This is a genomic window from Eggerthella lenta DSM 2243, from assembly GCF_000024265.1.
Lineage (GTDB): Bacteria > Actinomycetota > Coriobacteriia > Coriobacteriales > Eggerthellaceae > Eggerthella > Eggerthella lenta.
Map to the genome: position 1 here is coordinate 2,537,448 of NC_013204.1, position 14,488 is coordinate 2,551,935.

General features: G+C 62.6%; 22 protein-coding genes. All 22 read right to left on the reverse strand.

Annotated features, from left to right (window positions below; all coding sequences use genetic code 11):
• Window positions 1–129: 129 nt before the first annotated feature.
• The 22 genes from nagA to rplB all read right to left on the reverse strand — a co-directional run bounded on the left by nagA (window position 130) and on the right by rplB (window position 14,128).
• Entirely contained in the window at window positions 130–1,242 is a 1,113-nt protein-coding gene (nagA, locus tag ELEN_RS10825; protein ID WP_015760984.1) for an N-acetylglucosamine-6-phosphate deacetylase, read from the reverse strand.
• Window positions 1,243–1,259: 17 nt separating this feature from the next.
• Window positions 1,260–1,988, reverse strand: coding sequence for a glucosamine-6-phosphate deaminase (nagB, locus tag ELEN_RS10830; protein ID WP_015760985.1), 729 nt, complete (start codon window positions 1,986–1,988; stop codon window positions 1,260–1,262).
• 42 nt (window positions 1,989–2,030) lie between these two features.
• Complete coding sequence (locus ELEN_RS10835) at window positions 2,031–4,148, reverse strand: putative membrane protein (RefSeq protein WP_021410437.1); 2,118 nt, start codon at window positions 4,146–4,148, stop codon at window positions 2,031–2,033.
• A 153-nt stretch (window positions 4,149–4,301) separates the two neighbouring features.
• Window positions 4,302–4,928: an adenylate kinase gene (locus tag ELEN_RS10840; protein WP_009306335.1), complete on the reverse strand. Its 627-nt coding sequence runs from the start codon at window positions 4,926–4,928 to the stop codon at window positions 4,302–4,304.
• A gap of 297 nt (window positions 4,929–5,225) precedes the next feature.
• The gene (gene secY / locus ELEN_RS10845; RefSeq protein ID WP_009607815.1) at window positions 5,226–6,506 is read right to left on the reverse strand and encodes a preprotein translocase subunit SecY; all 1,281 of its coding nucleotides are present in this window, start codon (window positions 6,504–6,506) and stop codon (window positions 5,226–5,228) included.
• Window positions 6,500–6,949 (reverse strand): 50S ribosomal protein L15, encoded by a 450-nt coding sequence (gene rplO, locus ELEN_RS10850; protein WP_009306337.1) that lies wholly within the window; start codon window positions 6,947–6,949, stop codon window positions 6,500–6,502. The genes secY and rplO overlap by 7 nt, the downstream gene beginning before the upstream one ends.
• A 143-nt stretch (window positions 6,950–7,092) precedes the next feature.
• Window positions 7,093–7,284 (reverse strand): 50S ribosomal protein L30, encoded by a 192-nt coding sequence (gene rpmD / locus ELEN_RS10855; RefSeq protein ID WP_009306338.1) that lies wholly within the window; start codon window positions 7,282–7,284, stop codon window positions 7,093–7,095.
• A complete protein-coding gene (gene rpsE / locus ELEN_RS10860) occupies window positions 7,284–7,811 on the reverse strand; it encodes a 30S ribosomal protein S5 (protein ID WP_015760986.1) in 528 nt (175 codons plus the stop codon). Before rpsE ends, rpmD begins: the two co-directional genes overlap by 1 nt.
• A gap of 15 nt (window positions 7,812–7,826) precedes the next feature.
• Window positions 7,827–8,195: a 50S ribosomal protein L18 gene (gene rplR, locus ELEN_RS10865; RefSeq protein ID WP_009306340.1), complete on the reverse strand. Its 369-nt coding sequence runs from the start codon at window positions 8,193–8,195 to the stop codon at window positions 7,827–7,829.
• A 37-nt stretch (window positions 8,196–8,232) separates the two neighbouring features.
• Entirely contained in the window at window positions 8,233–8,772 is a 540-nt protein-coding gene (rplF, locus tag ELEN_RS10870) for a 50S ribosomal protein L6 (protein WP_009306341.1), read from the reverse strand.
• A gap of 17 nt (window positions 8,773–8,789) precedes the next feature.
• Window positions 8,790–9,188, reverse strand: coding sequence for a 30S ribosomal protein S8 (gene rpsH / locus ELEN_RS10875; RefSeq protein ID WP_009306342.1), 399 nt, complete (start codon window positions 9,186–9,188; stop codon window positions 8,790–8,792).
• A gap of 106 nt (window positions 9,189–9,294) precedes the next feature.
• On the reverse strand, window positions 9,295–9,480 hold the full coding sequence (locus ELEN_RS10880; RefSeq protein ID WP_009306343.1) for a type Z 30S ribosomal protein S14: 186 nt from the start codon (window positions 9,478–9,480) through the stop codon (window positions 9,295–9,297).
• A gap of 106 nt (window positions 9,481–9,586) precedes the next feature.
• Window positions 9,587–10,138, reverse strand: coding sequence for a 50S ribosomal protein L5 (gene rplE / locus ELEN_RS10885; RefSeq protein WP_009306344.1), 552 nt, complete (start codon window positions 10,136–10,138; stop codon window positions 9,587–9,589).
• Window positions 10,139–10,263: 125 nt separating this feature from the next.
• Complete coding sequence (gene rplX, locus ELEN_RS10890; protein WP_009306345.1) at window positions 10,264–10,584, reverse strand: 50S ribosomal protein L24; 321 nt, start codon at window positions 10,582–10,584, stop codon at window positions 10,264–10,266.
• A 14-nt stretch (window positions 10,585–10,598) separates the two neighbouring features.
• Window positions 10,599–10,967 (reverse strand): 50S ribosomal protein L14, encoded by a 369-nt coding sequence (gene rplN, locus ELEN_RS10895; RefSeq protein ID WP_015760987.1) that lies wholly within the window; start codon window positions 10,965–10,967, stop codon window positions 10,599–10,601.
• Window positions 10,968–11,018: 51 nt separating this feature from the next.
• A complete protein-coding gene (gene rpsQ, locus ELEN_RS10900; RefSeq protein ID WP_009306347.1) occupies window positions 11,019–11,279 on the reverse strand; it encodes a 30S ribosomal protein S17 in 261 nt (86 codons plus the stop codon).
• Between the two features lie 27 nt (window positions 11,280–11,306).
• Complete coding sequence (gene rpmC / locus ELEN_RS10905; RefSeq protein WP_009306348.1) at window positions 11,307–11,501, reverse strand: 50S ribosomal protein L29; 195 nt, start codon at window positions 11,499–11,501, stop codon at window positions 11,307–11,309.
• Complete coding sequence (gene rplP / locus ELEN_RS10910; protein WP_009306349.1) at window positions 11,502–11,924, reverse strand: 50S ribosomal protein L16; 423 nt, start codon at window positions 11,922–11,924, stop codon at window positions 11,502–11,504.
• Window positions 11,924–12,637, reverse strand: coding sequence for a 30S ribosomal protein S3 (gene rpsC / locus ELEN_RS10915; RefSeq protein ID WP_009306350.1), 714 nt, complete (start codon window positions 12,635–12,637; stop codon window positions 11,924–11,926). Before rpsC ends, rplP begins: the two co-directional genes overlap by 1 nt.
• Before the next feature lie 5 nt (window positions 12,638–12,642).
• A complete protein-coding gene (rplV, locus tag ELEN_RS10920) occupies window positions 12,643–12,984 on the reverse strand; it encodes a 50S ribosomal protein L22 (RefSeq protein ID WP_009306351.1) in 342 nt (113 codons plus the stop codon).
• 15 nt (window positions 12,985–12,999) lie between these two features.
• Entirely contained in the window at window positions 13,000–13,275 is a 276-nt protein-coding gene (gene rpsS, locus ELEN_RS10925; protein ID WP_009306352.1) for a 30S ribosomal protein S19, read from the reverse strand.
• A gap of 22 nt (window positions 13,276–13,297) precedes the next feature.
• Window positions 13,298–14,128 carry a 50S ribosomal protein L2 gene (gene rplB / locus ELEN_RS10930; protein ID WP_015760988.1) on the reverse strand — a complete coding sequence of 277 codons (831 nt, stop codon included), beginning with the start codon at window positions 14,126–14,128 and terminating at the stop codon, window positions 13,298–13,300.
• Between the last annotated feature and the right edge of the window lie 360 nt (window positions 14,129–14,488).

A 14,488-nucleotide genomic window follows, 5' to 3' on the forward strand; every position in this document is an offset into this window, starting at 1 on the left:
CTGCCGCCCCCCTAAAAAACGGCAAAGGGCGAAGGGCTCTGCACAGAGCGGCCGAGAGCGTCGGTCGCCTCCGCACGGAACCCTTCGCCCCGCTGCCGAGCCCTCGCCCGGCGCAATGAACGCAGAAAGCTACCCCAGCAGCTCGCCTCGCAGGATCACGTGGCGCACGCGGAGGTTCTCATCGAGCACCACGGCGTCGGCGATCTTGCCGACCTCGATGCTGCCGCGCTCCCCTTCCAGCCCCAACGCACGGGCAGGATTGGCGCTGGCGGCCCGAACAGCTGCATCCAGCGGGATGCCCATGTCGCGTACGGCGACGCGCACACACGCCATGAGGTCGGTGGCCGAGCCCGCGATAGTGCCGCTGCGCAGCGTGGCGACGTTGCCCCGCACGGTGACATCCTGGCCGCCCAGCGAGTACTCGCCGTCGTCGAGGCCCGTCGCCATCATCGAGTCGCTGATAAGGATGACCCTATCGGCTCCGAAAGCGGCGAACAGGAGACGCACCATGGACGGATGGATATGCACCCCGTCGGCGATAAGCTCGGGCATCACCTCTGAATGGTCGAACGCCGCGCCGATGGGGCCGGGCTTGCGGTGGTGCAGCGGCGGCATGGCGTTGCACAGGTGCGTCATCTGCCGAGCGCCGGCTTCGATGGCCGCGCACGCGGTATCGTAGTCGGCCTGCGTATGCGCGATGGACACGCGCACGCCGGACGACACCGAGCGGATGAAATCGAGCGCGCCGTCCACCTCGGGCGCCACGTCGACCAATTTGATGAGATTGCCCGAACGTTCCTGCAAGCGACGGAACATCGCCTCGTCGGGCAGATGGAGGTAGGCAGGGTTCTGCGCGCCGATGTTGCCGGGCGAGATGTAGGGACCCTCCATGTTGATGCCCACGAGCGCCGCCCCGTCGCGCTTCGCCTCGTAGGAGGCCGCGGCGTCCATGATGGGAGCCAGCACGTCTTCGGGATAGGTCATCGTGGCCGGGCAGATGGCCGTCACGCCGCACGAGGCCTCGTGCCGCGCGATGGCGTCGATGGCCTCTTCGGTGCCGTCGCAGAAGTCGTGCCCCACGCATCCATGGAAATGCAGGTCGATGAGGCCCGGAACGACGTAGCATCCCGACGCGTCGAGTACCTGACCGTCAGCCGCCGTCGCCGCAGTGCCCTGCGGGTCGACAGCCGCGAAGCGCTCGCCTTCGATGACGATGTCGGCGGACGCGAATCCCGCGCCCATCAGAACCGAGCCGCCCCTTACTTGCACAGCGCACCCGCTGCCGGATCGACGATGACGGTGGCGTCGGGATGGAACTGCAGGATGGACGCCGGCACTTCGGGCGTGACCGGGCCGAAGAACGCCTTCTTCACGATCTCGGCCTTGTGGGAACCCTCCACCACCACGAGCACGCTGCGCGCGGCCATGATGGTGCCGATGCCCATGGTGTACGCCTGGCGCGGCACGTCTTCAACGCGGTCGAACAGGCGGCTGTTCGCTTGGATGGTGCTCTCGGTGAGATCCACGCAGTGCGTGGCCTTCGGGAACGTGTCCTCGGGCTCGTTGAAGCCGATGTGCCCGTTCGGGCCGAGGCCGAGCAGCTGCAAATCGATGCCGCCCGCCTCTTCAATGGCCTGTTCGTAGGCTGCGCACACGGCCTCGGCATCGGGGTTCGAGCCCTCGGGCACATGCGTGCGTGCCTGATCGATGTCCACATGATCGAACAGGTGCTTCTTCATGAAGTAGCGGTAGCTCTGATCGTGCTCGGGATCGAGGCCGCGATACTCGTCCAGGTTGAACGTGGTCACGTCGGCGAAGCTGATCTTACCCTGCGCGCAATCGTCAACGAGGCACGCATACAAGCCGATGGGCGTCGTGCCCGTGGCCAGCCCCAGCACGCACGACGGGTCGGCCTCGACGAACGACGCGATGCGGTCGGCGGCGCGACGGCTCATATCCTCGGTGCTCTCGGCGATGATGAATTCCATGGAACCTCTCTTCTCTCGGATCGAACGGATACGGATACGGATCTATGTCCAGAACTGCGCGGTTTCGATGATGTCGCGGTACGCCCACGGATACACGTCGGAGTACCAGCCCGTCTCGGGCACGAAGCACAGAAGCGCGCTGTACAGCACCGACACGGCCACCAGCACGAGCAGCACCTTCATGAGCAGGTTCTGCACGGTCGAACCGGGCTGCAGGTTCTCGTTCACGATAAACACGAGCAGCACCACCGCGGCCAAGAACATGAAGCTGAAGTCGGCGAAGTATCGTTGCAGGATGCCGGCCATCTCCGCATCGGCCAGCGCCACGATGACGCCACCCAGCAGCAGCACGACGATGACGCCCGCGATGGTGCGCGTGGAGCGCTGGCTCATGCGCAGCTGCAGGACGCGCTTCGCGAACGGCAGCACCCACAGCACCGGCAGGCACGCGAAGATGCCGCCGAAGGTGACTTCCTTGATGGTCTGCCCCATGTACGTGGTATCGAACGGCGCCGGCTGCAAATACGGGAACACGCCCGTTGCGCTGGGCGGTTGCAGGAAGTAAGCGAACAGCGCCGGGGCCAAACGCCCGATGTTCCACCCGCGCTTCGTCATGTCGTTCACCGTGAGGTTGTAGTTCGCCCCGAAGTCCGTGAACGAGCCGAAGCGCGCATGGTTGTACGCCATCAGGCCGGCCGCCACCACGAGGTAGGGCGCGATGAGGCAGGCGAACTCGCGTGCGCCACGCGGGGTGAGCAGCCGGCGCTTGGTGATGTACGCGCGCCAGAACAACGGAAACGCCACCAACGACAGCACCAGCAGCTGCGGGCGGCATCCCGCGACCAGCGCCATGCACAGCGATCCCGCAAGATACCACTTCTCGGGTCCCGCCGAAGCGCGCCCCTTCATCCAGAAGTACAGACCCCACACCGAGAACGCCAGGCCCAGTGCGATGGGCAGCGAGTAGAACGTCGGGAACTTCAGCAGGTACAGCACGCCGCAGCACATGACCAGCGGTATCTGCAGCAACAGGTACAACCCCAAGCTCACCCGTTTGAAGTGGTAGCGCGCGAACCGGTCCAACAGCGCCGAGCATCCCAGCACGAACGCCACGACGGCGATCAGCACGCCGATGGCCGTGGGGAAATTCGCGCCCGTCAGCAAGTAGAACGGCAGGTAGAACAATATGACCGGCACCACGCCGAAGTACACGTAGTAGTGCCCGTTATAATACGCCACGTCGAAAAGATAGGGTTCTCCCGTCTCCTTCTGCATCTCGTCGCGCGCGCCCTTGTCGTAGGGGTCGTTGGAGTCTTGCAGCCACTGCGGCGGCTCCTCCTCCAGGTACAGCTGGCCGTGAGCCATGGCCTTCGCCAATTCCGCGTACTGCTGCGCGTTGTCACCGCCCACCTCGAATACGTTGACCAGGCTCTTGCCGTCCCACGAGCCGCTGTTGTAGCTTTGCGTGGCCACGCCCACGAGATTCGATCCCAGGAACAGGAACGAGCCCAGCAGACACACCTCGATAGCCACCGTTGCGACGATGGCGGCCTTCGACTTGCGCGGCTCGCTGACGATGCCGATGCGGTAGATGGCCGAGCCCGGACGGAACGCGAACGCCAACGCCAGCAGGCCCATGCAGACGAAGAAGCGCGTCGTGTTGAAGTCGAACGGGTGATGCGCGTTGAGGACGATGTCGCTCAGCTTGATGGGATAGCTCACGTCGTCGCCCGCGATCTCGATACGCAGGTTCTTCACGAGGCCCGTCGTGTTGAGGTTGATGTACTCGCTCTGATCGCTGAACGTGGACACCCCCACCGGTGGCACGCCTACCGTGTACTCCGTGGAGTCGAAGTACGTATGGTGCGCGTCGTCAGTGAACTGGATCTTCACCGTCAGATCCTGCGCAGGCTGCCGGTAGTCGAAGTTCAGCCAGATGTTGTGCACCTCGGTGTTGAGGTTCGAGAACTCCAGCACGTGGTTCACCGCGGTCACCTTGTACTGGTCGTCAACGGTCTCCTGCAAGGTGAGCTTGTCGTTCAGCGAGATGGTGTTGTAGTTCGCCGACGTGAAGTAGTTGATGTTGAACAGGAACGTCTCGAGCAGAAGCGAGATCAGTACGATGGCAAGCGCGCTCTTGATCAGGTGAACCGCCGCCAAGCGGTGCCTGCTCATGAAGCCGTTGTAGGCATAGGCTATGTTCTGGCGTACGGTCGGCATATTGGTATGGAATTATAGATGAAAAAAGGCGGGCGAGGCAGCTCAAGCCCCGTCCGCCTTCAAGATTGCGTGCAAAAAGCGCGCGGACGCGCTTTACAGACCAAGCGCCTGCTTCACGTCGGCGTACACCACGTTCGGATCGCGATCGCCGTCGATGGAGACGAGCAGGTCGCACCCGCGATAGTAGTCGATCAGCGGAGCCGTGGACTTCTCGTACACGTCGAGGCGGTTGCGCACCGTGGCCTCGTTGTCGTCGTCGCGCTGGTACATCTCGCCACCGCACTTGGGGCAGGTCTCGTCGGCGGCGGTGCCGATGTAGTTGCAGTCGCGGCACATGCGACGCGAGGTGAGGCGCTTGACGATGACCTCGGGGTCAACGTCGACGAGCAGCGCCGCGTCCAGCGGACGACCCAGCTTGGACAGCTCGGCGTCAAGCGCGACCGCCTGCGCGGACGTGCGCGGGAAGCCGTCGAGGATGAAGCCCTTCTCGGTGTCCGGATCCTGCAGGCGCTCGGTGACCAGGCCGATGATGACATCGTCGGGCACGAGGTCGCCCGCGTCCATGAAAGACTTCGCCTTCTGCCCCAGCGGCGTGCCGGCCTTTACGGCAGCGCGCAGCATGTCGCCCGTGGAGATGTGCGGCGTGCCGAACTCTTCAACCAGCTTGGCCGCCTGCGTACCCTTACCAGCACCCGGCGCCCCTAACAACACGATATTCATGATGGTTCAATCCTTTCGACATACAATCGATGCGCCGTATTGTATCAAAGCCCTACGCCGTACGCGCGCATTTCAACAGAAAGACAGGCAGAGCGAACGAATGCGCCCCGAAGGGCGCATAATAAACTCGCAGGTCGTTCGTAAAGACAGCGAGAAGCCCCGAGGTGCCTTGAATTGCCGTGAACGTCCGAGGAAGCGTACTTCGGTACGCGATGAGGACTTGGAGCGGCAAGGCAAGGCACCTCGGGGCTTCGCAGCGGCGGCTTGTTCCGCTGGCCGCAAGGCCAGCGGAACCCATTACTTGAAGAAGCCTTCGTAGTTGTGCATCTTCAGCTGGCTTTCCACCTTATTCATGGTGTCGAGGGCCACGCCGATCATAATGAGGATCGAAGTGCCGCCGAACGCCTGGATGAGTGTATTGCCGGTGAAGTAGAAGATGATCGTCGGCACCACCGCGATGGCGGCGATGAAGATGCCGCCGGGCAGCGTGACGCGATGCAGCACGTTCTTGATATAGGTCACCGTCGCCGTGCCCGGACGCACACCGGGAATGAAGCCGCCCTGCTTGCGCAGGTTGTCGGCCGTCTCCTCCGGATTGAACACCATGGAGGTGTAGAAGTACGCGAAGAACACGATGAGCAGCACGGTGAGGATCCAGTTGACCCAGCCGGTGGAGATGGCGTCGGCCACCGCCGTCAGCCAGCCCACGTTGAACAGGGCCGCCAGCTGCGCCGGGAAGTAGATCAGGCAGCTCGCGAAGATGATCGGGATGACGCCCGCCGCATTCACCTTGAGGGGAATGTAGGTGGACTGGCCGCCCATCATCTTGCGACCCTGCACGCGCTTGGCATAGTTCACCGGGATGCGGCGCTGCGCACGCTCCACGAAGATGATCGCGGGAATGCAGGCAAGCACCACAAGCAGGGTGACCACCGTAATCGCGACGCCCATAGTGGTATCGGCCGTGAGGTTCATCGACGAGAAAATGGCGCTCGGCACGCGCGACACGATGCTCACGAAGATGATGAGCGACATGCCGTTGCCGATGCCGCGCTGCGTGATAAGCTCGCCCATCCACATGATGAACGCAGTGCCCGCCACGAGCGTGAACACGACGAGGATGTCGGTGAGGATCTCCGGCACCTCCGTGGAGAACACCACGCCGTACTGCGGCGACTTGAACAGCAGCAGGTAGCCGATGGCATTGATCAGACCCAGACCCAACGTCAGGTAACGCGTGATCTGCGTGATCTTGCGACGACCCGTCTCGCCTTCCTTAGCCCAGCGCCCGATGGCGGGGATGACGCCCTGCATCAGCTGCATGATGATCGATGCCGTGATGTAGGGCATGATACCCAGCGAGAACACCGAGAAGTTCGACAACGCACCGCCCGTGAACAGGTCGAGCATGGTCATGGACACGCCCGAGTCCTGGAACGAGTTCGCGAACTCGTTGAACGGGATGCCGGGCACCGGCACGTACGCGCCGAAACGATACAGCGCGAGGATAGCCAGAGTGAACAAGATCTTCTTGCGCAGCTCCGGTACCTTGAATGCATCGATGATCGAGCTTAGCAAGGCTCTTCGACCTTTCCTCCGGCTGCTTCGATCTTCGCCTTGGCGGAAGCAGACACCTTATCCACCTGCACGGTGAGAGCCTTGGTGATCTCGCCGTCGCCCAGCACCTTCACGAGCGCGTCGGCGTGCTTGATGATGCCCTTGGCCTTGAGGCTTTCGCCGTTCACCACGTCGCCGGCCTCGAAGGTCTCCTCGAGACGCTTCACGTTGACGGGCAGGTACTCCACGTGGTTGATGTTCTTGAAGCCCGGGAGCTTCGGCAGACGACGAGCGAGCGGCGTCTGACCGCCCTCGAAGCCTGCACCCTTGCCGCCGCCAGCACGCGACTTCTGGCCGTTCATACCGCGACCGGACGTCTTGCCCGTGCCCGACGCGGGACCGCGACCCACGCGCTTGCGGGGCTTGCGCGAACCTTCAGCCGGCTTGAGATCCTTGAGTTCCATGTTAGTTTCTCCTTCTTTCGCTGTCCGGGACCCTTCCCGGCGCTGGCAGCTCGCCGCCAGCAAACTTCCGTAAATCGACCATCGGCGTGCCGTTGCGGCACGCCGACGAATCATTATATCCTACCTGCCAAGTACCACGAAGATTAGATCTCTTCGACCTTGACCAAGTGCTTCACCTTGAAGATCATGCCGCGGACGGACTCGTTGTCCACCTGCTCCACGGAGCGGTTGATCTTGCCGAGGCCAAGCGCGCGCAGGGTCTTGCCCTGGTCTTCCTTGTAGCCGATGGAGCTTTTCACCTGGGTGATGCGCAGGGTCTTCTTTGCGTCAGCCATTAGTTCTTCTCCTTCCAGCCGTAGATCTTGGAGACGGACATGCCGCGACGCTCGGAAACCTGCTCGGGGCTCTCCATGCTCTTGAGGCCCTCGGCGGTGGCCTTGACCACGTTCATCACGTTGTCGGTGCCGAGCGACTTGGCGAAGCAGTCGGTGACGCCCGCCAGTTCCATGACCGCACGAGCCGCGCCGCCGGCGATAACGCCGGTACCGGGCGTAGCCGGCTTGATGAGCACGCGACCGGCGCCGTACTCGCCGATGATCTCGTGCGGCAGCGTCTTCTCGGCCGTCAGCGGCACGCTGAACATGTTCTTCTTCGCGTCCTCGACGCCCTTCTTGATGGCGATCGGCACTTCCTGGGACTTGCCCATGCCCACGCCGACGCGACCGTTGCCGTCGCCGACCACCACGAGCGCGGTGAGCGCGAAGCGGCGGCCGCCCTTGACAACCTTCGACACGCGGTTGATGTAGACGACGCGCTCCTGAAGCTCGGGGACCGCGGCGTTGTCTTGTTTGTTACGAGCCATAGACCTTAACCCCTTCTAGAATTTCAAGCCTGCTTCGCGAGCGGCATCGGCCAAAGCCTTGATGCGCCCGTGATACAGGTTGCCGCCACGGTCGAACACGACTTCCGTGACACCGGATTCCTGCGCCTTCTTGCCCACGATCGCGCCCAGGGCGGCAGCGCCCTCGACGGTCGCGCCGCTCTTGCCCGTGGCCTTGAAATCGGGGCCGAGCGTGGAAACGCCGCAGATCGTCTTGCCGGCGACGTCGTCGATCACCTGCACGTACATGTTGGAGTTGCTGCGCGTGACGCACACGCGGGGACGAGCCGCCGTACCGGCGATCTTTCCGCGAACGCGACGATGGCGACGAGCCAGCGCAGCCTGCTTTTTCTGAAGCTTGTTCATGATAATCCCTTCGATCTCAATCGTTCGCGGCTCGCGCCTAGTCCTTGCCGGCCTTGCCGACCTTGCGGCGGACATGCTCGCCCTCATAGCGAATGCCCTTGCCCTTGTAGGGCTCCGGCTTGCGCCACTTGCGGATGTTCGCGGCAACCTGGCCGACCTGCTCCTTGGAAGGACCGCTCACGATGATCTCGGTCTGGCTGGGCACCTCGAACGTGATGTTCTCGGGAGCCTCCACCAGCACGGGATGGGAGAAGCCGAGCTGCATCTCAAGATCCTTGCCCTTGAGCGCGGCACGGTAGCCGACGCCCACGAGCTGCAGCTTCTTGGAGAAGCCGGCAGACACGCCCTCCACCATGTTGGCGATGAGCGTGCGCACGAGGCCGTGGTAGGCCTTCGCTTCGCGGGAGTCGTTCGGACGCTCGACGATGATGTCGTCGCCCTCCCGCTTGATGGTCATGATCTCGGGGAAGGTGCGGGTCAGTTCGCCCTTCGCCCCTTTCGCCGTCACCGTCGTGCCGTCGATGGTCACATCGACTCCGGCAGGAACGGTCACGGGCAGCTTGCCAATACGAGACATATCTATCCCTCCCTTTCCTACCAGATGTAGGCGATGACTTCGCCGCCAACGCCCTTTTTACGGGCATCGCGATCGGTCATAACGCCGTTGCTCGTCGAAACGATAGCCGTGCCGAGGCCACCGAGCACGCGGGGCAGCTCGTCCTTGCCCGCGTAGATGCGCAGGCCGGGCTTCGAGATGCGCTTGATGCCGCGGATCGTCTTGGCCTTCTTGTCACCGTACTTCAACGTGATCTCGAGCGTAGCGCGCGGCTCGCCCTCGATGACGTCGTAGCCCTGAACATAGCCCTCTTCCTGCATGATGCGGGCTATCTCGACAAGTTTCTTGCTGGACGGCATGGACACCGTCGGCTTGCCGGCAGAGTTAGCGTTACGCACGCGCGTAAGCATATCTGCAATGGGGTCGGTCATGGTCATAGTGATTTTCTCCTTTGGTCCGTGATGAGCCTGTCGATTCGGTTCGTCGGCGCCCGTAACGCCTCCGCCTGAACCGTGGCACACCCGAGCGTAATCGTCGTGTGGCTTACCACGAAGCTTTGGTCACGCCGGGCAGTTCGCCTTTGTTGGCCAACTCGCGCAAGCAGACGCGGCACAGGCCGAACTTGCGGTAGTAGGCGCGGGGACGTCCGCAGCGCGTGCAGCGGTTGTGCTGACGCGTCGAGAACTTCGGCTCGCGCTTGGCCTTGGCGACCATCGATTTCTTAGCCATGCAAATCCTTCTTTCTTATATCCAGCCCGTCCGATCGTCCGGACGGGCTCGAGTGCACGTTTCAGCGCAGGTTGCCTTGGGGCAGCCTTGGGTGGGACAACGCGGGTTATTCCTTGTCCTTGAACGGGAAGCCCAGCGCGTCGAGCAGCGCGAAGGCGCTGTCGTCGTCCGGAGCCGTCGTCACGAACGTGATGTCCATGCCGCGCGTGCGATCGATCTTGTCGTAATCGATCTCCGAGAAGATAAGCTGCTCGGTGACGCCCATGGTGTAGTTGCCGCGGCCGTCGAAGCTGGTCGGCGAGATGCCGCGGAAGTCGCGCACGCGGGGAAGCGCCGTGGCCAGCAGACGGTCGAGGAACTCCCACATGCGGTCGCCGCGCAGCGTGACCTTGCAGCCGATGGGCTGGCCTTCGCGCACGTGGAAACCAGCGATGGACTTCTTGGCGCGCGTCACGCAGGGCTGCTGACCCGTGATGATGCGCAGGTCGCCCATGGCGGCGTCCAGCAGCTTGTGGTCGGCAGCGGCGGCGCCCACGCCCATGTTCACGACGATCTTCTCAAGGCGCGGAACCTTGTTCACGTTGTCGAGGGCGAGATCCTTCTCGAGCTTGGCCACGATCTCGTTGGTGTACTTTTCCTTCAAGCGAGGAGCAGTCATGTTTTCCTGTATCCTTTCGATGAATTAAACGCAGGATTTCCGACCCTGCGTCCCCAACCGGCCTGGCCGGAGGGGGTCATTGCTCAAAGGGGCGCGCCGCCGAAGCGCCGCGCCGCCTTCATGTGCTAGTCGATGTCCTTGCCGCACTTCTTGCAGACGCGGACCTTCTTGCCGTTCTCGTCGCGCTTGTTGCTGACGCGCGTGGGCTGCTTGCAGCTCGGGCACACCAGCATCACGTTCGACACGTGGATGGGAGCCTCCACCGAAGAGATACCGCCCTGCGGGTTCTGCTGCGTGGGGCGAAGAGCCTTCTTGACGATGTTGACCTTCTCCACGACGACGCGCTGCTTCTGCGGCAGCGAGCGCAGGATCGTGCCCTCTTTGCCCTTGTCCTTGCCGGCCAGGACCTTCACCTTATCGCCCTTTTTGATGTTCATGCTGTTCATTTGCGCACACCTCCTTAGAGCGTTTCAGGTGCCAGGGACACGATCTTCATGTACTTCTTGTCGCGCAGCTCGCGGGCGACGGGCCCGAAGATGCGCGTGCCGCGCGGGGCGCCGTTCGTGTCGATCAGAACGGCTGCGTTCTGGTCGAACTTGATGTAGCTGCCGTCGACACGACGAACTTCCTTCTTCACGCGAACGACCACGCAGCGGACGACGTCGCCCTTCTTCACGTTGGTGTTCGGCGCGGCTTCTTTAACGCTGCAGATGATGACATCGCCCAGTCCCGCGTAACGGCGCTTGGAGCCGCCCAGGACCTTGATGCACTGCACCTTGCGAGCGCCGGAGTTATCGGCCACTGCGAGCATGGTTTGCATCTGAATCATTGCTTCAACCTAACTTTCATCTCGATAGTCTTTCGCGACGAGCGCGCAAGACTACTGGGCCTTCTCGACGATCTTCACGAGGCGCCAGCGCTTCATCTTCGACAGCGGACGCGTTTCCATGATCTGAACGGTGTCGCCGAGGCCGGCTTCGTTGTTCTCGTCATGGGCATGGAACTTCTTCGTCGTCGTCATCATCTTGCCGTACACGGGGTGCGGCTTGCGCTCCTTGACTTGCACGACGCAGGTCTTGTCGTTGACGGCGCTTACCACGACGCCCTGACGGACCTTGCGGGAGTTACGTTCTTCGCTCATGTGTATCCAACCTTCCTAGCCGACGGGCTATGCGCTCAGCTCGCGGGCGCGCATCTCGGTCTGAATACGCGCGATGTCCTTTTTGACCTGCTTCACGCGGGCGGTGTTGTCAAGCTGGCTCGTAGCCATCTGGAAGCGCAGGTTGAAAAGCTCCGCGCGCGCTTCCTTGAGTTTCGCCTGCAAATCGTCGGCAGACAGCTCACGGATCTCTGCTGCTTTCATTTATTCCTGCCCTTCCGTTTCACGAGAAACAATCTTGCACTTGATGGGCAACTTGTTGATGGCGAGGCGGAGCGCTTCCTTGGCGACGGCCTCGTCGACGCCACCGATCTCGAACATGATGCGGCCGGGCTTGACGACCGCGACCCATGCCTCGGGGTTGCCCTTACCGGAACCCATGCGAGTCTCGGCAGGCTTCTTCGTGATGGGCTTGTCCGGGAAGATCGTGATCCACACCTTGCCGCCACGCTTCATGTAGCGGGTCATGGCGATACGGGCTGCCTCGATCTGGCGGTTGGTGATCCAAGCGGCTTCGAGCGCCTGGATGCCGTATTCGCCGTGGTTCAACCGGGTGCCGCCTTTGGCCTTGCCCTTCATGGAACCACGCTGCACCTTGCGGTGCTTCACGCGCTTAGGTACGAGCATTACTTTGCCCTCCTATCGTTACGATCGTTGCGACGGGGACGGCTGGGGCGAGAGCTGCCCTCGAGCGCCGGCTGGGGAGCCTTCTGGCCGGGGAGCACTTCGCCGTGGTACACCCACACCTGCACGCCGATGGAGCCCATCGTCGTAGCAGCCGTGGCGAAACCGTAGTCGATCTTGGCACGCAGCGTGTGCAGCGGCACGCGACCTTCGCGATACCACTCGCGACGGCTCATCTCGGCACCGCCGAGACGGCCGGAGCACTGGATGCGGATGCCCTTGGCGCCGCTCTTGCGGGCGGACTGGACGGCCTTGCGCATCGCACGGCGGAACGCAACGCGTCCCTCGAGCTGCTCGGCAACGGACTGCGCGATGAGCGCAGCATCGAGCTCGGGGCGCTTGACCTCGACGACCTCGATGGACACCGGACCGTTGGCGACCTTCTCGAGCTTCTTGCGCAGCGAGTCGATCTCAGCGCCCTTCTTGCCGATGACGACGCCCGGACGGGCGGTGGTCACGATGATCTTGATCTTGTCGCCGGCGCGCTCGATCTCGATCTTGGAGACGGCGGCACGGGCGAGCTGCTTGTCCAAAAACTTCCTGATGGCCAAGTCGTTTGCCAGGTTCTTGGCGTAATCCTTGTCGGCGTACCAGCGGCTACGCCATTCCTCGGTGATGCCGAGACGGAACCCGGTGGGGCTTACTTTCTGACCCATGCGGCTTATGCCTCCTCTCGCGGTGCAACGATGATGGTGATGTGGCTCGTGCGCTTGCGGATGCGCGAAGCGGAGCCCTTGGCGCGCGGACGGATGCGCTTGAGCGTGGGGCCTTCGTCGGCGAAGGCGGCCTTCACGATGAGCGTTTCCGGGCGCACGTGGTGCTGGTTCTCGGCGTTGGCCACAGCGGAGTTCAGCGTCTTGGCGACAACCTCGGCGATGGCGCGGTCGGAGAACTGCAGGATCTCGCGAGCGGCGGGCACGGACTTGCCACGAATCAGATCGATGACGATACGCGCCTTACGGGGCGAAACGCGGACATAGCGTGCAATTGCTTTAGCTTCCATTGTTTTCACCCCTTCTTATCTCTTCTTGCCCTTGTCGGCGGAATGACCCTTAAAGGTGCGGGTCGGGGCGAATTCGCCCAGCTTGTGGCCGACCATGGATTCCGTAACGTATACCGGCACGTGCTTGCGGCCATCGTGCACGGCGATGGTGTGACCCACCATTTCCGGGAAGATGGTGCTCGAGCGCGACCAGGTCTTCACGACGTTCTTCTCGCCCGCCGCATTCATCTTCTCGATACGATCAAGAAGGCGCGGTTCAACGAAAGGACCCTTCTTCAAACTTCTACTCACTATTACTCCTTAACGCTTTGCGCTACTTCTTGCGACGGCGGATGATCAAGCGGCTCGAAGCCTTCTTGGGATTGCGGGTGCGATGGCCCTTCGTGGGAACGCCCCACGGGGTGACCGGGTGACGACCAGCGGACTTGTTCTTGCCCTCGCCGCCGCCGTGCGGGTGGTCGACCGGGTTCATGACGGTACCGCGAACGCTGGGACGGATGCCCTTCCAACGGTTGCAACCGGCCTTGCCGATCTTGATGTTGGAGTGTTCGGCGTTACCGACCTCGCCCACCGTCGCGCGGCACGTGATGAGCACGCGGCGCATTTCGGAGGAAGGCATGCGCAGGATGGCGTAGTCGCCCTCCTTGCCCATGAGCTGGATGCTGGTGCCGGCGGAACGGGCGATAGCGGCGCCCTTGCCCGGCTGCAGCTCCACGGCGTGGATGAGCGTACCGACGGGGATGTTGGCCAACGGCAGGGCGTTGCCCGGCTTGATGTCGGCCTCGACACCGCTCATGACGGTATCGCCCACGCGGAGGCCCTTCGGATGAAGGATGTAGCGCTTCTCGCCGTCGACGTAGTGCAACAGGGCGATGCGGGCGCTGCGGTTCGGGTCGTACTCGATGGTCGCGACCTTCGCGGGGACGCCGTCCTTGTTGCGCTTGAAGTCGATGATGCGGTAACGGCGCTTGTTACCGCCGCCCTGATGGCGGGTGGTGATGCGGCCGTTGTTGTTGCGTCCTGCCTTGTTGGACAGCGGCGCAAGCAGCGACTTCTCCGGCGTCGACGTCGTGATCTCGGCGAAGTCCGAGACCGTTTGGAAGCGTCGGCCGGGGCTGGTCGGCTTGTACTGTTTGACTCCCATTGCTTTCCTTTCTGCGGATTCTCGCTCGCACGCCTCTCCGTACACCGAGAATCCTTCGTCTCTTCGTGGCTCCGATTGCCGCCGATGTGCCGCAGGGAGGCTGGGCACGTGCGACTCCGGTTGCCACGCGTCCGGGTGTATCCATCTAAGTCCAGACGCAATCGAGAATTATACGCAGAAAACGCTTTGTATTCAAGAATCGATTTTTTAGACACAACCTGCGCACAATCCGCAGAGCATTCCAGACCGCTGAGAGAGCGACGAAAAACGCGAGCGACAAGGACAAAGCCTTGTCGCTCGCAAACGATTACGAAGGATGGCCAACAGGGGCAGTTTCCTGCAGCATGAAGCCGACCAGAA